The organism is Aliirhizobium smilacinae (genome assembly GCF_006335145.1).
Classification (GTDB): domain Bacteria; phylum Pseudomonadota; class Alphaproteobacteria; order Rhizobiales; family Rhizobiaceae; genus Neorhizobium; species Neorhizobium smilacinae.
In genome coordinates, this window is record NZ_VDMN01000001.1 from 133855 (window position 1) to 150254 (window position 16400).

Consider the following 16400-nt stretch of genomic DNA (forward strand, 5'->3'; position numbering starts at 1 on the left):
CTACCGCCGCCGGATGTATCCGGCATCCGCGTCAAAGGGCTGTGAAGCCCGAGGTTGCTGCTGAAAATGCCGTTGCAATTTTTCCGGCGCCGGTATCTATAAAAAACAAGGGCTGAAAAAGCCCCTCACCGGCCGTGATAGAACAGGAAAACGCAGCCGGGTTGCCAAAAGAGAGGACCAACATGAACATTTCCACCCGTTTGTTTGCTGCCGCGTCGATTGCGGCGATCTCGCTCTTCGCTGGCGCCGCTTCGGCACAGGATAAGCTGGTGATCGGCACGGAAGGCGCTTACCCGCCCTTCAACGTTCTGGAGTCCAACGGCAATCTGACCGGCTTCGACATCGACATTGCCAAGGCGCTCTGCGTCCAGATGAAGACCGAATGCACCTTCGTCACCAATGACTGGGACGGTATCATCCCGGCTCTGCAGTCGAAGAAGTTCGACGCAATCATCGCCTCCATGTCGATCACGCCGGAACGCCAGCAGCAGGTCACCTTCTCCAAGAAGTATTACAACACGCCTCCGGCCATTGCCGTGCCGAAGGACTCCCCGCTGACGGAAGCAACTGCTGCCTCGCTGAAGGGCAAGGCACTCGGTGCGCAGGGTTCGACCAGCCACGCGAACTATGTCGAAAAGCATTTCCCTGATTCCGACGAGAAGCTCTATCCGACCTCCGACGAATACAAGCTCGACCTGACCAACGGCCGCATCGACGGCGTCGTCGATGACATCGTCGTGCTTACCGAATGGGTGAAGTCGGACGCCGGTTCGTGCTGCAAGATCCTTGCGCCGCTTCCGGTCGATCCGGAAATCAACGGTGAAGGTGCAGGCATTGCCGTTCGCAAGGACGAACAGGCGCTTGCCGACAAGTTCACTGCAGCGATCGCCGCGATCCGCGCCGATGGCACCTACAAGAAGATCCAGGACAAGTATTTCGACTTCGACGTCTACGGCGGCGACAAGTAATCTGATTTTCTCGTGAAAAAGCGGCGGAAGGGTCACCTTCCGCCGCTTTCATTTTTGTAAAGCACTTGTCCTCAGAAAAATTTCCTTTTTAATTGGTATTTGAAAGCGGCACGACATAAGCCGCAGGGGAATATGAACCGGAACATGATCCTATGAGCGGATGGCTCTCCGCCCTCTTCGATTCACTCGACCCGTTTTGCGGCCCGGTCGGTATTTTTACCTGGCTTGGCGGCACCGGCCTTATATCCTGCGGGGATAGCGGTTGGGGAGATGAAATAGCCTTCGGCGTCAAGGTGACGATCTCGCTGGCGCTCGCAACACTGCCTGTCGGACTGCTGATCGGTTTCCTGATCGCGCTTGCAGCACAGTCGGAGGAAAAACTGCTCAGGCTTGCGGCCGGCATATACACGACGATCTTTCGCGGCCTGCCCGAACTTCTGACGCTGTTCATTGTCTATTACGGCGCCCAGATGCTGATCCAGTCGGTGCTGGCGTTTTTCGGCTATGACGGCAGGGTCGAGATCAACGCCTTTGTCGCAGGCCTCGTGGCGCTCGCGGTGGTGTTTTCCTCCTATTCGTCCGAAGTGCTGCTGTCGGCCTTCCGCGCCATCCCGCGTGGGCAATACGAGGCCGGAGATGCGCTTGGCCTTCGGCGTGGCAAGACAATGTTGCTGATCGTACTGCCGCAGCTGATCCGTATCGCACTGCCAGGCATGACCAATCTCTGGCTGATCCTGCTCAAGGACACGTCCTATGTCTCGGTCATCGGCCTGGCCGATATCGTGCGCCAGACGGGTGTCGCCGCGCGGGTCAGCAAGGAAGCCTTCTTCTTCTACTTCCTCGCTTGCATGCTCTATCTGGTGCTGGCGATGATCTCCTCCTTCGGCCTCGGATTTATCGAGCGCTGGGCCAAGCGTTCGGAGGTCTCCCGATGATCGTGACAAAAGAACTTATCCCGCCACGCCCGGCTCCTGCGGTCCTCCACCGTCCACTGACGACAGCCAAGGTCGTCGGCCTTGCCGTGCTCGTGTTGTGGGCGCTACTCGCCATGGCTCTTATCAGCATGGTGATCGAAGGATGGGACCCGGCCAAGTTCGAGCGTTACGGACCGCGTTATCTGAACGGTCTGTGGACGACGATTTCGCTGGTCGGTGTATCCATCGTGCTCGGTGCCCTGCTATCGTTACCGGTCGCCTTCGCCCGCATGTCGAAAAACCGCGTGCTGAATACGATCTCCTACGCCTATGTCTACCTATTCCGCTCGACGCCGCTACTCGCCCAGCTGTTCCTCATCTATTACGGGCTCGGCAGTTTCCGGCCGCAGCTGGAATCCGTCGGTCTCTGGTGGTTTTTTCGCGAGGCATGGTATTGCGGCCTCTTCTCGCTGACACTGAATACCGCAGCCTATCAGGCGGAAATCCTGCGCGGCGCGATCCAGAGCGTTCCCACCGGCCAGCACGAGGGAGCGGCCGCACTCGGCATCTCCAAGCGTGTCGCCTTCTGGAAGATCATCCTACCGCAGGCTCTGATCGTGGCACTGCGCCCCTATGGCAACGAGATCATCCTGATGATCAAGGGCTCGGCCGTCGTCGCCATCGTGACGGTCTACGACCTGATGGGTGAAACCCGTTACGCCTTCTCGCGCACGTTCGATTACCAAACCTACCTCTGGGCGGCGATCTTCTATCTCTCCATGGTCGAGGCGCTCCGGCATTTGTGGAACTTCATCGAACGGCGCCTGACCCGCCATCTGGTGCGTTAGCAGCACTCGAAATCGAGAGATGCTAACGGCATGAAATAAAACACTAATTTCAACCACTACCGACAATCGTCAAGTTTCGGTTAAGCATGGCATGATCCCATTCTCATGACGCAGGCGATGCGTCATGGAAAAAGGGAACAGCAGATGTCGGAACTCGAAATGATGCTGCGAGGCTATGGGCTCACCACCGCCCAGATCTTCTACCGCATGCCGGACCACCCTGCCCTGTTGCAGACCTATCTCTGGCAGGATTACGATCTCGCGCCGGACTTTCCGGAAATGACCGGCTTTCTGAAATTCTGGCAGGAAAAACTGGAAGGCCCGCTGCATTCGGTCCGCTATGTACACCGCAAGCTGATTTCGGCCAGCGAATGGCGGCAGGTCAAGGGCGAGATCATCCTGCACTGATCGCAGCCTGTCCCGATCCTTAAGATTGCCAAACGGCGCCATCACGCTTAAAGCGCTGGCGACAACGAGGATATGGCAATGGCGAAGATCGACGAAGAAGCACTGGCGGAAGCCTATAACCGCGCGCTGGCACTGGAAAAGGCCGGCGATATCGACGCTGCGGTCGAAGCCTACCGCGAAGTGCTCGACATCGATCCCGAGGATCATGGCGGCGCCGCCGTCCGTATCGCCTCGATGGGCCGCGGCGAAGCGCCGCCGAGAGCGCCGGACGCCTATGTCGAGACGCTGTTCGACCAGCATGCCGAAAGCTTTGAAGACATCCTCGTCGAGCAGCTCGGTTACGCCGTGCCGGTTCTTGTGCGCCAGCGGCTGCAGGAGCTGAAGCTCGGGCCGTTCAAGCGCATGCTCGATCTCGGTTGCGGCACGGGGCTGACCGGCGGCACGCTGCGCGACATGGTGGACGACATTACCGGTCTCGACATTTCCGAAAACATGGTCGAACTCGCCCACGAAAAAGATCTCTACGAGACGCTCTATGTCGCCGAGGTCGAGGATTTTCTCGAGGACAATGACGACGAGCCCTTCGACCTCGTGACCGCCACCGACGTGCTGCCCTATCTCGGCGCGCTCGAGCCGCTGTTCTTCGGCGCCTCTGAAAACATGGTTGCCGGTGGCCTGTTCATCTTCTCCTCGGAAACGCTGCCGGAAACCGACGCACGGACCTACGCCGTTGGCCCGCATCAACGTTTCCTGCATTCGCCGGCCTATATCCGCGCACGGCTTGCCGAGACCGGTTTCGAGCTTGTCGAGATGAGCGACATCAACGTGCGCATGCAGGACGGCAATCCGAGCCCGGGCCATCTGGTCATCGCCAGGCTCAAGGGCTAGTTTCTTCGCTGCAACGGAGAACGGCCCGATGACGCCGGAGCGCTATTTCATAGCCCAGGCCTATAACAATGCCTGGGCCAACCACCGGCTGCTGAAGGGCTGCGCGCTGTTGCCGGCCGATGAGCTTTCCGCCCCGCGCACCGGCTTCTTCCCGTCGATCATCCACACGCTGAACCATATTCTCACTGTCGACTGGCTCTATGTCGGCGCACTGGAAGGACACTGTCCGGGCGCTGCCGCCTTTGAGCCGGAAATCCCGTTTCCGATCCTTGCCGATCTCGATCGCGAGCAACGGGCAGCCGACCGCCGTCTCATTCACCACTGCCGCGGCATGACTGCCGAAGCGCTCGATGCCGAAGTCCGCGTCCCTCGCGCGGCGCATGTGCAGATCGAACCGGCCTCGCGGATATTGCTGCATCTCTTCCAGCACCAGATACACCATCGCGGACAGGTGCATGCCATGCTGTCCGGCACCTCCGTCAAACCACCGCAACTCGACGAATTCTTTCCCGCCGATCCGGCAGAGCAGGCGCTGCGCGCCGATGATCTGGCGGAACTCGGCTTTACCGAATCCATGATCTGGAGTGATTGATAATGCTGTATTTCGTCATCAAGGCCCTGCACCTTCTGTCCGACTTCCTGCTGATCGGCGGCATGCTGATCAACGCCTTCGTCATATCGATGGTACCGCCACCAATCCGTGTCGGCGTGATCGAGGCGCTGCGGAAATACGACCGTACCGTCACCACGGCAGCGCTTGCCGGCGCCTGGATCTTCGGCCTCTGGCTCGCATTCGGGTATACCGGCTTTGCCGGTAACGGCTGGCTGCATGCCAAGCTGCTGCTGGTCGTCGTGCTTTCGGCACTGCACGGCATGCAGCAGGCTTCGATGCGCAAGATGGCTGCCGATCCGAAGCGCGATGCCAACGCCTTCGTGCGTCTCGGCATGCCGATCATCCTGATCTGTCTCGTGCTCGTCGTCGCACTTGCGGTGATCAAACCGTTCTGATCTCCAGCATGGCCGGATGCCATATTTCATCCGGCCGATTGTCTTTCCCAGCGAAATTATCCGAAGGCGGCAAGCCCGGCGCACGGCCGCCGCAAAACGGCCTGCTTTGCATCGTCGCAAGGAGGCATCGGAAAACCGATGCAGAATCGGAAGTCTGGCAAAGACCAGCGTGGAGAGGACATCATGACCGGAAATTCGAGCAAAACGCGCATTGGTGTCCTGTTCGGCGGACGATCTGCCGAGCATGACGTTTCCGTTCTCTCCGCCACCAATGTCATGAGCGCGCTCGACCCGGAACAATATGATGCAGTGCCAATCTTCGTCACTCACGAGGGCCAATGGCTGCTCAGCGCCTTCGAGGGCGGCACGCTTGCCAAGCCGTCCGGCGGGACCGAACTCTGCCTCGTTCCCGGCGGTTTCGGCCGCCTCGTGGCGCTTCCCATGGGCGGCGCACCTTATCAGATGCAAAATCTGGACATCCTCTTTCCCGTCCTGCACGGCCTGCATGGCGAGGACGGTGCGGTCCAGGGGCTTGCCGACGTGGCACGCGTTCCGCTCGCCGGCTGCGGCATAATCGGATCCGCCAATGCGCTCGACAAGGATATCGCCAAGAAACTGTTCAACGAGGCTGGAATTCCCGCTGCGCGATCGGTAACGATCCATCAGGACAACGCACCGGGTTTCGAGCAACTGGAACAGGCGCTCGGCCTGCCCATCTTCGTCAAGCCGGCTCGGCAGGGCTCCTCGGTCGGCGTCAGCAAGGTTTCTTCCAAAGCCGATTACGAGACAGCGCTGTCGGAAGGTTTCCGGCATGACAGCAAGCTTCTCGCCGAAGAATTCATCCGCGGTCGCGAAATCGAATGCGCAGTGCTGGAGGATGCCGACGGCACGCTGTTCGTCTCCAAGACCGGGGAAATTACCCCGGCGGACACCCACGGCTTTTATTCCTATGACGCCAAATATATCGACGAAGATGGTGCAGCACTGAAAGTACCGGCCGACCTGCCGCAGGATGTCGAAGACGAAATCCGGGCAGTAGCGATCAAGGCGTTCCGCGCGCTTGGCTGCGATGGCATGGCGCGGGCGGACTTTTTTGTCACCGCCGAGGGACGCATCCTGGTCAACGAGCTGAACACTATCCCGGGCTTTACCGATATCAGCATGTATTCGAAGGTGATGGGCGCAAGCGGCGTCAGCTATCCTCAGATCATCGACCGCCTGGTCGAACACGGGCTGACGCGGTCACGCCGATCCATCTGATAGTCATACCGACAGATCTCAGGCTTTTCCGAGAATTGTATCCAGCAGCTTGCCTTCGAGTTCGGCCAGCACCGGATCGCCATGACGGCGCGGCCGGCTTTGCGAAATCTCAAGATCAAGGCTGATACGGCCTTCGTCGAGCACGATGACCCGGTCGGCCAGATGAACGGCTTCCCCCACGTCATGCGTGACGAGAACTGCAGTAAAGCCGAGTTCGCGCCAGACATCCGTGACAAGCTCCTGCATGCCCAGCCGCGTCAACGCGTCGAGCGCACCAAGAGGTTCATCGAGTGCCAGAAGCCCCGGACGGCTGACCAGCGCCCTTGCCAGCGCCACGCGCTGGCGCTGGCCGCCGGACAGTTTCGATGGCCAGTCTCCCGCCTTTTCCGACAGCTGCACGGCCGCAAGCGCCCGCTGCGCCTCCTGCCGCCCGGTCTGTCTGGAGACACCATCGCCCAAGCCGACGGCGACATTATCCGCCACCGAAATCCACGGCAGCAGGCGCGGCTCCTGAAACACGATACGCGCATTGGGCTCGATCGTGTCTCCGCCCTCGCCATAAAATGAAATTTCGCCACCGGTCGGCTCATCCAGCCCGACCAGCAGCCGCAACAACGTGCTCTTGCCACAGCCGCTCTTGCCGACTATCGCAACGAACTGCCCGACCGGCACGTCGAGATCGATCCCCTTCAAGACGTGATTGTCACCGAAGCGCTTGTCGATCCCGCGTAATCTCAAGCCTGCAGGCGCGGCGGCCTGTGCAACAGCCGGCGTCTCCGGCAAAGCCTGATGGTGATGGTCGGTTTCGCTATCCGAGATGAGTGCAAGCGGCGACTGGTATGGTCCGATCGGCATGTCTTTTTCCTTATCCCTGGTAGGCCACGTTCCAGGCAAGCGCCCGGCGCTCCAGCGCTCGGGCAATGACGTCAGCCAGCTTGCCGAGAAACGCATAGATGACCAGCGACAGCACGACGACGTCGGTCATCATGAATTCTCGGGCGGTGTTGGCCATGTAGCCGATGCCGGAATTGGCGGCGATCGATTCCGAGACGATCAGCGTCAGCCACATGATGCCGAGCGCATAACGCAAGCCGACGAAGATCGACGGCAGGGCGCCGGGAAAGATCACCTTGCGAAACAGCGACCAGCCGCTCATGCCATAGATGCGGCCCATCTCGATCAGGTCGCGGTCGACGTTGCGCACCCCGTGATAGGTGTTGAGATAGATCGGGAAAAGCACGCCGAGCGACGTCAGGAAAAGCTTTGCTTCCTCGCCGATGCCGAACCAGAGAATGACCAGCGGGATCATCGCCAGATGCGGAATGGTGCGCAACATCTGCAGCGTCGTGTCGGTCAGCTGTTCGAAAAATTTCGATACGCCATTGGCGATGCCAAGCAGAAAACCGATCGAACCACCGATCAGCAGCCCGGCAAGTGCCCGCGCGCCGCTGACGGCGACGTTGGTCGCCAGCTCGCCGGATAAAAGCCGCTCCCAGAAAGCGGCAAAAACGGCGAGAGGAGCAGGCATGATCCGGTCGGAAATAAGACCGGTGGACGAGCCGAGCTGCCATAAGGCAACAAGTGTCACCGGCAGGAGATAAGGCAACCAGGCCGATCGACCGGCTGTTCCGTTTCCGGCTTTCGAGGCGGTGCGCGGAGCAGAATTTGTCCGCGCACCCCTCGCCGCCGCATCCTTGGGAGGATCGATGCTTCTGTCGCTCAAGGGTCTCGGCCGGCCTGCATCCTTGCGCGAGACCTGCCGGTTGTCGGTCAATGTATCGATCGTCGTCATCGCTCGCCCTTCCAGCCGTTGTTCAGGACGCCGAGACGGCGCGGATGGTCGAGTGACCGCCACCGCCAAAGAGCGATTTTTCCGAGGCGAACTCGTTGCCGAAACCGGCTCGCTGTTCCTCGCGTTTCAGCCCGAGTTCGGGGAAGAGCAGTTCCGCCACGCGGTAGGCCTCTTCCAGATGCGGATAACCGGAGCCGATCACCGTCTCGATGCCGAGTTCCTGATATTCGCGCAGACGTGCTGCCACCGTCTTCGGCGAGCCGACCAGCGCGGTGCCGGCGCCCGAACGTACCAGACCGATGCCGGCCCAAAGGTTCGGCGAAACCTCCAGCTTGTCGCGACGGCCATTGTGAAGCGCCGCCATGCGCTGCTGACCGACACTGTCGGAGTCTTTTGCGAAATGCGCCTGTGCCTTGGCGATTGTCTCGTCGGAGAGTTTCGAAATCAGCTTGTCGGCCGCTTCCCATGCCTCCTCATCGGTCTCGCGGACGATGAAGTGCAGACGGATACCGAACGAAACCTCCCTGCCCCGTTTTTCGGCCGCAGCGCGTACGGTTTTGATCTTCTGCTCGACCTGTTCCGGCGGTTCGCCCCAGGTCAGGTACTTGTCGCCACGGCCGGCGAAAAACTCGATACCGGCATCCGACGAACCGCCGAAATAAAGCGGCGGCCGCGGCTGCTGGATGGTCGGGAAACCAAGCCTGGCATTCTTCGCCTTGATATGTTTGCCATCAAGATCAGCGTGCCCTGTGGTGACGAGATCCTCGAAGACCTGAAAGAACTCTTCCGCATGGGTGTAACGTTCGTCATGCTCGAGAAAAATGCCGTCGCCTGCGAGTTCCGATGGATTGCCGCCGACCACGATATTGAGCAGCAGCCTGCCGTTCGACACCCGATCGAGCGCTGCCGCAAGCCTTGCGTAATAGGCGGGTGCGGCAGTGCCCGGACGGATCGCCACCAGGAATTTCAGTTTCTCGGTAAAAGGCGCCAGCGCCGCGGCGGTGACGAAGGATTCCTCGCAGGAAACGCCGGTCGGCAGCAGGACGCCCGAATATCCCAGCCGATCCACCGCCTGCGCCAGTTCGCGCAGATAACGGTGTTCCGGCGGACGGTTGAGTTCGCTGCCGCCCAGATAAGTGCCGTCCCCGGCCGTCGGAATGAACCACAGGAAATCGATGGGTTTCGACGTATTCGTCATCTGGAAAATCCTTGCTCTCTAATCGGGTGGCTTTTGTTTTTCGGCAGACGCGGTTCAGCTCGCCTTGGGGCGCCAGACGATGTCGGAGATTTCGAGTTTTCGCGGAATAATCTTGAGATCATAGAACTCGTCTGCCAGCGCCTGCTGGTATTGGACCGCAGCGTCCGGCACAGTCGAGACGGCACCGAGATCTGCGCCACGGCGCGACAGTACGACCTTTGTCACCTTCTCCGGCACGCCGGTGATTGAGGCGATCGACTTCACCGTCTCGTCGAAATTCGACTGTGCGGCACCACCTACCTTTTTCAGCTCGTCGATCACCTCGACGATGAGGTCACCGTTCTCGGCGGCGAAATCGCCGTTGCCGAGGAAATAGCTCCATGAGTCGACGATGCCTTCAGCCGTCGTCAGCACGCGCGTCTGCGGATCGGATTCCGCAATCGCCGTATAGGGATCCCAGATCGACCAGGCGTCGATCGAGCCGTTCTTGAAGGCGGCAGCCGCATCCGGTGGCGCAAGGTCGAGCTGGGTCACGTCGGTTGGCGCCAGTCCACCTTTTCGCAGAACCTTGACCGCAACATTATGGGCGCTTGAGCCGCGCTTGAAGGCAAGCTTCTTGCCCTTCAGGTCCTCGATCTTCTGGATCGGAGAGTCCTTGTGAATGAGGACGGCCGAACCTTGGGAACTGCCGCGATAGGTGCCGACATAAAGCAGGTTGCCGCGTGCCGCCTGGGCAAATAGCGGCGGCACGTCTCCGGTCGGGCCGAAATCGAGCGCGCCTGCGCCGAGTGCCTCGAGCAGAGGCGGGCCGGATGTGAATTCCGACCAGCTGACCTTGATGCCGCGATCAGCGAACCGCTTCTCCAGCGCACCCTGGCTTTTTGCCAAAGCCAGCACGCCGTTCTTCTGCCAGCCGATCCGCAGCTCCTTTGCCGCCGCCCTCGCCCCGCCTGCGATGGGCAACACTGCCGCAGCAGCTGCACCGATCAAGCCGAGTGTCTGTCTACGTGTGACCATGGATTGAGCCCTTCCTCATGGGATCTTCGATGACAGAAGGCTCCCATACTCTACCGCCCGGGTCGACATTCACTCGTTTCAAATAACCACCGCAATCGGAGATTTCATTTCTCCGATTCAACCGGATCGGAACGCAAAACTGCTAAACCGCAAAATTGCCTCGTCTTGCGGAAAATCATTTTCGCCTCGTTTATCCTTCCCGTCGGCCACGCTTTGTTCTAATCATCTGGAACAACAAAACCCGGAGGTTCGGCATGGCGAAAGTGGCATTCATCGGTCTCGGCGTAATGGGGTTTCCCATGGCAGGACATCTCAAGCAGAAGGGTGGCCACGAACTCAGCGTCTATAACCGCACCGCCACCAAGGCCGCCGAATGGGCTGCGAAATTCGGCGGTACGACCGGAGCGACGCCGGCAGAAGCCGCCAAAGATGCAGATTTCGTCTTCACCTGCGTCGGGAATGACGACGATCTCCGTTCGGTGACGACAGGCGAAAACGGCGTGCTTTCCGGCATGAAATCCGGTGCAATCCTGATCGACAACACCACGGCCAGCGCGGAAGTCGCCCGTGAACTGGAAGCTGCGGCAAAGGAAAAGGGTATCCACTTCATCGACGCCCCGGTTTCCGGTGGTCAGGCAGGGGCGGAAGGTGGCGTACTGACCGTCATGTGCGGCGGCGACCAGGAAATCTTCGACAGGGCAAAGCCCGTCATTGATGCCTATGCCCGCATGGTCGGCCTGATGGGTCCGGTCGGTGCCGGCCAGTTGACCAAGATGATGAACCAGATTTGCATTGCCGGTATCGTCCAGGGCCTGTCGGAAGCCATCCATTTCGGCAAACAGGCCGGATTGGACATCGAGACCGTGGTCGACGTCATCTCCAAGGGCGCTGCCGGCTCCTGGCAGATGGAAAACCGCCACAAGACGATGGACCAGGGCAAATACGATTTCGGCTTCGCCGTCGACTGGATGCGCAAGGATCTCGACATCGTACTGACCGAAGCACGCCGCAACGGAGCCAAGCTGCCGCTGACGGCACTGGTCGACCAGTTCTACGGCGACGTACAGGCCATGGGCGGCAATCGCTGGGATACGTCCTCGCTGCTCGCCCGGTTAGAGCGCAAATAGGAACAAAGGCCCAAAGGCGATGCTCAGCCCCTCCTCCGACGCAGCAGATATTGTCGATCATCTGCGCAGGTTACGGTCGGAGGAGACAATCGCCGGCATGGGCCGTTACGGCATCGCCACCGAAACAGCGCTCGGGATTTCCAATCCCGAGCTGCAGAAAATCGCCAAGGTTCTCAAACGCGATCATTGTCGCGCATTGGAGCTTTGGAAAAGCGGCATCCGCGAGGCGCGGATGGTGGCGATCTACACCGCCGATCCGAAAGCGCTTACGCCTGCCGAGGCACATGGCTGGGCCGATGACTTCGCCTCCTGGGAAATCGTCGATACCGCCGCCGACCTCTTCACCGAGGCCCCGTTCTGGCGGGATCTGGTCACCGAATTTTCCGCCGACGAGCGGGAGTTCGTCCGCCGCACGGCTTTTGCGATGATCGCAGGTGCATCCGTTCATCTGAAGAAAGAGCCGGACACGACGTTGATCGGCTACCTGAGCCTGATCGAAGCGCATTCCACCGACCCGCGCAACTTCGTCAGAAAGGCCGTCAACTGGGCGCTGCGTAATATCGGCAAGCGAAATGTCACCTGCCACGAACCCGCACTCGCGCTTGCGCGCAAACTTATGGAATCGAATGACAGGACCGCCCGCTGGATAGGCACGGATGCAGCAAAAGAACTGTCGAGCGAGAAGATCCTCAGACGGCTAAAAGGCTGAGTAGGGAATCAAAAACGCTGCAATCCGATCAGGATTGCAGCGTTCTCAAGCGTGTAAAAGGCGGGGACCGCTCAGTCTTCGCCGGATTTCTGGTTGTCGATCATCATGTAGTCGAGCGGCAGTTCGGTCGTGTATTTGATCTGCTCCATGGCGAAGACGGAGGAGACGTCGCGGATCTCGATCTTGGCGATCAGACGCTTGTAGAATGCGTCATAGGCCGCAATGTCCGGCACGACGACGCGCAGGAGATAATCCACGTCGCCGCTCATGCGATAGAATTCGACCACCTCCGGAAAATCGACCACCACTTCGGAGAAACGCTTCAGCCATTCGATCGAGTGGCTGGCGGTGCGGATCGAGACGAAAACGGTGACCTTGGTGTTGACCTTGCCCGGATCGAGCAGAGCGACGCGACGGCGGATCACGCCATCCTCTTCCATCTTCTGGATGCGCCGCCAGCAAGGCGTCGTGGACAGACCGACCTTCTTGGCGAGATCCGCCACTGCGAGTGTGGAATCTTCCTGCAGAATACGCAGGATTTTGCGGTCAAGACGGTCCATCATTGTCCCCTTCGAAATGATTTTTCGTTATACACCCTAATATCGCACAGTTAAGCGAATTTTGTTCCGCGGATCAAGCTATCCACATGCTGCCGAAGTACAGGCAAAACCTCCTCCTCAAACCAGAGGTTCTTTTTCAGCCATCCGCTATTGCGCCAGCTCGGATGTGGCAGCGGCAGGATACGAGGCCCATGGTTGACGAGGAAATATTCTCGCCAGTTCTGTACCGTCTCGGTTGTCGTTTTCTTTCGGCGCGCACCCAGATGCCATTTGGCTGCATATTGGCCGATCACCAGAATGGTGTCGATCTGCGGCATGGCTGACATCACGTCGCGGCGCCATGCCGGGGAGCATTCCCTGCGCGGTGGCAGGTCGCTTCCCTTCGTGCCATAGCCGGGAAAACAGAACCCCATCGGCACGATCGCCAGACGGCTCGCATCGTAAAACTCTTCGCGCGTCACGCCCATCCAGTCGCGCAGGCGGTTGCCGGAAGCGTCGTTGAACGGCAGTCCGCTCCCGTGAACCCTCAATCCCGGCGCCTGCCCCGCAATCAGCAGGTTTGCCGTCGATGACAGGGTCGCGACGGGACGCGGTTCATGCGGAAGCGGATTGTTTGCTATCGCCGGATGATCGCGACAGATGCGGCAGCTCGCAATCGATGCGCCGAGAGCAACAATCCGGTCCGGCTCGGTCACGACCACGGAAGCAGCCCCTTCAGCCGGTTGAAGATCGATTCCGGTCCGTTCCCGGCCTCTACCGCGCCGTCATCCTCAGGAGCCGCGCCCTTGGCGGCACGCCAAGCCTTCGGGGTCTCGAAAGGACCGGACCAGATGCCTTTGTTTTCGTTGCGGGCGGCGGTCTCCTCCCCGACATAATCACCGTAGGCGACGGCCATGCCCTGGCGCACGAGCTCGGCATTGATATCCGTTTCTCCCGCCCGGCAACGAACCAGCACGCGACTGTAACGATCCCGCGAGGATCCGGAGCAATAGGCCTGTTGCGAGGATGCGAATTTCGACAAAGCCTCGCGGGCGGTATCACCGCATGCCCAGCCCTTTGTCGCTTCGCCGCCACAGGATTGATCCGCCTCCGGTGCATCGATGCCGATCAACCGTAACCGCTCTGCACCTGCCGCCAGCGTATCGCCATCGATTGCGTAAAACGGCCCGTCGATGCGGGTGTCGTTGCTGAGATCGATCTTGGCAACGATCAGCGAGGCAAGGACGAGGAAGGCGCCGAGGAACAGGCCATCCTTCAGGGTTTTGGTTATGCGGGTCACAATCCGGTCTCAATCACGAACAGAAGCTTCAGGGAAATGGAAAACAAAACCTTTCGCGGCAGTATCTTCTTAAGGTTTGGAACATAAGCTCTCAATCATCCGAGGAAGTTAGTTCACAATCAATGAGTAGCGGCGTAAGTACCTCGACCGACAAGATAATCGTTGATCGATCCCGTGGCCACCGCAACAAGGCGGTATCCAAGGCCGTTCGTGCGACCCGTGAACGCCTGCAGCTTTCCACCAGTGGCAACCAGGCCTTCGACCGGGACATGCTGTCTATGCATGTCAATGCCGTACTTCAGTCCGCAGCCGTCGTGCCGCTGTTTATCGCGCTCATCACCGCAATCGGCATGTATCTTTCGCCAAGCGCCAATCTGGTGGCGTGGGCGCTTCTGATGCTCAGCCTGCATGCGATCAATCTGCTGCTTGCCCGGCGTTTCAGCCGCAAGGAAATCGCCGCGACAGAAGCAACGAAGTGGCGCCGGCGACTACTTTTTGCTCAGGTTCTGCTGGGTATCGGCTGGGCAATTTTCGCACTACAGTCCTGCAAATCCTGTGGTGGTGACGGATTTTATTTCTACAAAGGCGCGGTGCTTCTATTCGCCATTTCGATCACCGCCATGGGCAGCTTCATGCTGCGCCAAGGCGTCCTGATCGGTTTCGTGCCGATGATCGCAGCACTTCTGTTTCAGGCGGTCGTCTCCCGCGATCTGCTCGATATCGGACTGACTGCCATCTGCGCCATCGCCGTCGTCTTCTTCCATTTCATCGGCGACCGCCTCTATCGGTCCAACCTGACGCTGATGTCCTATCAGTCGGAAAAGGACGACCTGATTGCCGAACTGGAAGTCGCCAAGTCGATGTCCGATGAGGCGCGGCGCCGCGCGGAGGAAGCCAATCTGGCGAAATCCCGCTTCCTCGCCTCGATGTCGCATGAACTCAGAACACCGCTCAACGCCATTCTCGGTTTTTCCGAAGTCATGAGTTCGGAAGTGCTCGGCCCGCTGCCGAACCCCACTTACCGCGAATATGCCGGCGATATCCATCGTTCCGGCGAGCATCTGTTAAACCTGATCAACGAAATCCTTGACCTCTCGCGTATCGAAGCCGGCCGTTACGATCTCAATGAGGAAACGCTGTCGCTTCTGGAAGTGGCGGAAGACTGCATCGGCATGGTGCAGCTGCGGGCACGGGCCAAGAACATCGCCATCCGCCATGCTTTCGAAAACGAGATGCCGCTTGTCTGGGCGGACGAAAAGTCGATCCGTCAGGTCATCCTCAACCTGCTTTCCAACGCCGTGAAATTCACGTCGCAGGGCGGCGAAATCTCCGTCAAGGTCGGCTGGACTGCAGGTGGCGGGCAATATGTGGCGATCAAGGACAACGGCCCGGGCATTCCCGAGGAGGAGATCCCGGTGGTGCTGTCGGCATTCGGACAGGGCTCGATCGCCATCAAGAGCGCCGAACAGGGCACAGGCCTCGGCCTGCCGATCGTGCAGGCCATTCTTGCCAAGCATGACGGCCAGTTCGTACTGCGCTCCAAATTGCGCGAAGGTACCGAAGTCATCGCCATCCTGCCGGCGACACGCGTGATGCAGAGCCTTCCGGCCGTTGCAGACGCGCCGGCCATCGAAAAGCGCCGCCGCTCCTTCGCCTGAGCCGGTAGATAGTATCTCACCGCCGCAGCGCGTAACTCTCTCTCCATTCGAACAGACTAGTGGCGACGCCCTTCCGACTTCTTGGCTATTTGGTCGATCCTTATCCGCTGGCCTGCGGCCCAGGAATGGGCATGATCGGCAATGTGAAAAACGCGCTCGCTCACCTGCCCGCCCTCATATACCCGGACGATCCATTTGAAATCGCATTCAAGAATTTCAATCTTGTCATTGGTCAAATCGACAGGCCCGCAATCCCCCAAAACATGACAAATGCTAATTTTTTGAGATTTGCGCGTCCACTACAAAAAGTTGCACTGCGCCTTCACGGATCCGTGATGGCAACCTGAGTGGATATATTCTGTTGTTCGAATGCAATCAGAAGAACGCTTTGATCACGACATAAAGCGCGAAAAGCCCGTTTGCCGCCAGAAGGCAGAAAACGGCGAAGGAGCCGAGATCCTTCGCATGACGTCCGACTGTAGAGACTTCGGGAGAAATCCGGTCAACCAGTTCCTCGATCGCGGTGTTGAGTGCCTCGACGGAAAACAGAACCAACATGAGAATGAGAAAAATAAAATAGTCCGCCGCTGTCGCGCCGACGATGGCGAAGAGCGCAAGGCCCGCTGCGAAAGCATAAACTTCATGCCGGAAGGCCTCTTCCTTCCACAGGCGCAAAAGTCCCTGCATCGAATACCGCGTGGCCGCGATAATACGACGAACGCCGCTCGCTTTTTCGATATTGCTGTCGAGCGGCGTCTTTTCCATA

General features: G+C 59.3%; 21 protein-coding genes. 12 read left to right on the forward strand and 9 right to left on the reverse strand.

Annotated elements, in window-relative coordinates:
• Window positions 1-31 precede the first annotated feature (31 nt).
• Complete coding sequence (locus FHP24_RS28585; RefSeq protein ID WP_180355842.1) at window positions 32-184, reverse strand: hypothetical protein; 153 nt, start codon at window positions 182-184, stop codon at window positions 32-34.
• Here FHP24_RS28585 and FHP24_RS00570 point away from each other — a divergent pair.
• From FHP24_RS00570 to FHP24_RS00605, 8 genes are all read left to right on the forward strand, one after another.
• Window positions 183-968, forward strand: a complete 786-nt coding sequence (locus FHP24_RS00570; protein WP_139671398.1) for an ABC transporter substrate-binding protein — start codon at window positions 183-185, stop codon at window positions 966-968. The genes FHP24_RS28585 and FHP24_RS00570 overlap by 2 nt on opposite strands.
• Before the next feature lie 152 nt (window positions 969-1120).
• Window positions 1121-1903, forward strand: coding sequence for an ABC transporter permease (locus tag FHP24_RS00575; RefSeq protein ID WP_139671401.1), 783 nt, complete (start codon window positions 1121-1123; stop codon window positions 1901-1903).
• On the forward strand, window positions 1900-2730 hold the full coding sequence (locus tag FHP24_RS00580; protein ID WP_139671404.1) for an ABC transporter permease: 831 nt from the start codon (window positions 1900-1902) through the stop codon (window positions 2728-2730). The genes FHP24_RS00575 and FHP24_RS00580 overlap by 4 nt, the downstream gene beginning before the upstream one ends.
• Window positions 2731-2874: 144 nt before the next feature.
• Window positions 2875-3138: an usg protein gene (locus tag FHP24_RS00585; RefSeq protein WP_139671407.1), complete on the forward strand. Its 264-nt coding sequence runs from the start codon at window positions 2875-2877 to the stop codon at window positions 3136-3138.
• A gap of 72 nt (window positions 3139-3210) precedes the next feature.
• A complete protein-coding gene (locus FHP24_RS00590) occupies window positions 3211-4026 on the forward strand; it encodes a methyltransferase (RefSeq protein ID WP_139671410.1) in 816 nt (271 codons plus the stop codon).
• 28 nt (window positions 4027-4054) lie between these two features.
• Window positions 4055-4618: a DinB family protein gene (locus FHP24_RS00595; RefSeq protein ID WP_139671413.1), complete on the forward strand. Its 564-nt coding sequence runs from the start codon at window positions 4055-4057 to the stop codon at window positions 4616-4618.
• Between the two features lie 2 nt (window positions 4619-4620).
• Window positions 4621-5034 carry a CopD family protein gene (locus FHP24_RS00600; protein ID WP_139671416.1) on the forward strand — a complete coding sequence of 138 codons (414 nt, stop codon included), beginning with the start codon at window positions 4621-4623 and terminating at the stop codon, window positions 5032-5034.
• Between the two features lie 183 nt (window positions 5035-5217).
• Window positions 5218-6294, forward strand: coding sequence for a D-alanine--D-alanine ligase family protein (locus FHP24_RS00605; protein WP_139671418.1), 1077 nt, complete (start codon window positions 5218-5220; stop codon window positions 6292-6294).
• An 18-nt stretch (window positions 6295-6312) separates the two neighbouring features.
• On the opposite strand, the gene FHP24_RS00610 is transcribed toward FHP24_RS00605, so the two are convergent.
• From FHP24_RS00610 to FHP24_RS00625, 4 genes are read right to left on the reverse strand one after another with little or no spacing between them, the layout of a single operon-like run.
• The gene (locus FHP24_RS00610) at window positions 6313-7149 is read right to left on the reverse strand and encodes an ATP-binding cassette domain-containing protein (RefSeq protein ID WP_139671421.1); all 837 of its coding nucleotides are present in this window, start codon (window positions 7147-7149) and stop codon (window positions 6313-6315) included.
• 10 nt (window positions 7150-7159) lie between these two features.
• A complete protein-coding gene (locus FHP24_RS00615; RefSeq protein WP_246091556.1) occupies window positions 7160-8086 on the reverse strand; it encodes an ABC transporter permease subunit in 927 nt (308 codons plus the stop codon).
• Between the two features lie 22 nt (window positions 8087-8108).
• On the reverse strand, window positions 8109-9284 hold the full coding sequence (gene ssuD / locus FHP24_RS00620; RefSeq protein ID WP_139671424.1) for an FMNH2-dependent alkanesulfonate monooxygenase: 1176 nt from the start codon (window positions 9282-9284) through the stop codon (window positions 8109-8111).
• Window positions 9285-9338: 54 nt separating this feature from the next.
• On the reverse strand, window positions 9339-10301 hold the full coding sequence (locus FHP24_RS00625) for an aliphatic sulfonate ABC transporter substrate-binding protein (RefSeq protein ID WP_139671427.1): 963 nt from the start codon (window positions 10299-10301) through the stop codon (window positions 9339-9341).
• Window positions 10302-10525: 224 nt separating this feature from the next.
• On the opposite strand from FHP24_RS00625, the gene FHP24_RS00630 reads away from it, so the two are divergent.
• Both FHP24_RS00630 and FHP24_RS00635 read left to right on the forward strand, forming a co-directional pair.
• Window positions 10526-11428, forward strand: coding sequence for an NAD(P)-dependent oxidoreductase (locus FHP24_RS00630; RefSeq protein ID WP_281287411.1), 903 nt, complete (start codon window positions 10526-10528; stop codon window positions 11426-11428).
• 19 nt (window positions 11429-11447) lie between these two features.
• Window positions 11448-12137 (forward strand): DNA alkylation repair protein, encoded by a 690-nt coding sequence (locus FHP24_RS00635; RefSeq protein ID WP_139671433.1) that lies wholly within the window; start codon window positions 11448-11450, stop codon window positions 12135-12137.
• Between the two features lie 71 nt (window positions 12138-12208).
• On the opposite strand, the gene FHP24_RS00640 is transcribed toward FHP24_RS00635, so the two are convergent.
• From FHP24_RS00640 to FHP24_RS00650, 3 genes are read right to left on the reverse strand one after another with little or no spacing between them, the layout of a single operon-like run.
• On the reverse strand, window positions 12209-12697 hold the full coding sequence (locus FHP24_RS00640) for an Lrp/AsnC family transcriptional regulator (RefSeq protein ID WP_112455767.1): 489 nt from the start codon (window positions 12695-12697) through the stop codon (window positions 12209-12211).
• Window positions 12698-12747: 50 nt separating this feature from the next.
• Entirely contained in the window at window positions 12748-13392 is a 645-nt protein-coding gene (locus tag FHP24_RS00645) for a uracil-DNA glycosylase family protein (protein ID WP_139676058.1), read from the reverse strand.
• Complete coding sequence (locus tag FHP24_RS00650; RefSeq protein WP_180355844.1) at window positions 13389-13976, reverse strand: thermonuclease family protein; 588 nt, start codon at window positions 13974-13976, stop codon at window positions 13389-13391. The genes FHP24_RS00645 and FHP24_RS00650 overlap by 4 nt, the downstream gene beginning before the upstream one ends.
• Before the next feature lie 122 nt (window positions 13977-14098).
• Between FHP24_RS00650 and FHP24_RS00655 the strand changes: the two genes are divergently transcribed.
• Together FHP24_RS00655 and FHP24_RS00660 are read left to right on the forward strand one after the other, a co-directional pair.
• On the forward strand, window positions 14099-15634 hold the full coding sequence (locus FHP24_RS00655) for a sensor histidine kinase (protein ID WP_139671439.1): 1536 nt from the start codon (window positions 14099-14101) through the stop codon (window positions 15632-15634).
• Window positions 15635-15693: 59 nt separating this feature from the next.
• Window positions 15694-15981 (forward strand): hypothetical protein, encoded by a 288-nt coding sequence (locus FHP24_RS00660; RefSeq protein ID WP_139671442.1) that lies wholly within the window; start codon window positions 15694-15696, stop codon window positions 15979-15981.
• Between the two features lie 28 nt (window positions 15982-16009).
• Here FHP24_RS00660 and FHP24_RS00665 read toward each other — a convergent pair whose 3' ends face one another.
• Window positions 16010-16399, reverse strand: a complete 390-nt coding sequence (locus FHP24_RS00665) for a diacylglycerol kinase (protein WP_139671446.1) — start codon at window positions 16397-16399, stop codon at window positions 16010-16012.
• Window position 16400 lies beyond the last annotated feature (1 nt).

Bases quoted from the DNA above. Each gene is read 5' to 3' on its own strand.
- FHP24_RS00665 (WP_139671446.1), bottom strand. From the start codon at position 16,399: ATGGAAAAGACGCCGCTCGACAGCAATATCGAAAAAGCGAGCGGCGTT.
- FHP24_RS00595 (WP_139671413.1), top strand. From the start codon at position 4,055: ATGACGCCGGAGCGCTATTTCATAGCCCAGGCCTATAACAATGCCTGG.
- FHP24_RS00570 (WP_139671398.1), top strand. From the start codon at position 183: ATGAACATTTCCACCCGTTTGTTTGCTGCCGCGTCGATTGCGGCGATC.
- FHP24_RS00635 (WP_139671433.1), top strand. From the start codon at position 11,448: ATGCTCAGCCCCTCCTCCGACGCAGCAGATATTGTCGATCATCTGCGC.
- FHP24_RS00580 (WP_139671404.1), top strand. From the start codon at position 1,900: ATGATCGTGACAAAAGAACTTATCCCGCCACGCCCGGCTCCTGCGGTC.
- FHP24_RS00655 (WP_139671439.1), top strand. From the start codon at position 14,099: ATGAGTAGCGGCGTAAGTACCTCGACCGACAAGATAATCGTTGATCGA.
- FHP24_RS00575 (WP_139671401.1), top strand. From the start codon at position 1,121: ATGAGCGGATGGCTCTCCGCCCTCTTCGATTCACTCGACCCGTTTTGC.
- FHP24_RS00640 (WP_112455767.1), bottom strand. From the start codon at position 12,697: ATGGACCGTCTTGACCGCAAAATCCTGCGTATTCTGCAGGAAGATTCC.
- FHP24_RS00585 (WP_139671407.1), top strand. From the start codon at position 2,875: ATGTCGGAACTCGAAATGATGCTGCGAGGCTATGGGCTCACCACCGCC.
- FHP24_RS00600 (WP_139671416.1), top strand. From the start codon at position 4,621: ATGCTGTATTTCGTCATCAAGGCCCTGCACCTTCTGTCCGACTTCCTG.
- FHP24_RS00610 (WP_139671421.1), bottom strand. From the start codon at position 7,149: ATGCCGATCGGACCATACCAGTCGCCGCTTGCACTCATCTCGGATAGC.
- ssuD (WP_139671424.1), bottom strand. From the start codon at position 9,284: ATGACGAATACGTCGAAACCCATCGATTTCCTGTGGTTCATTCCGACG.
- FHP24_RS28585 (WP_180355842.1), bottom strand. From the start codon at position 184: ATGTTGGTCCTCTCTTTTGGCAACCCGGCTGCGTTTTCCTGTTCTATC.
- FHP24_RS00625 (WP_139671427.1), bottom strand. From the start codon at position 10,301: ATGGTCACACGTAGACAGACACTCGGCTTGATCGGTGCAGCTGCTGCG.
- FHP24_RS00615 (WP_246091556.1), bottom strand. From the start codon at position 8,086: ATGACGACGATCGATACATTGACCGACAACCGGCAGGTCTCGCGCAAG.
- FHP24_RS00605 (WP_139671418.1), top strand. From the start codon at position 5,218: ATGACCGGAAATTCGAGCAAAACGCGCATTGGTGTCCTGTTCGGCGGA.
- FHP24_RS00590 (WP_139671410.1), top strand. From the start codon at position 3,211: ATGGCAATGGCGAAGATCGACGAAGAAGCACTGGCGGAAGCCTATAAC.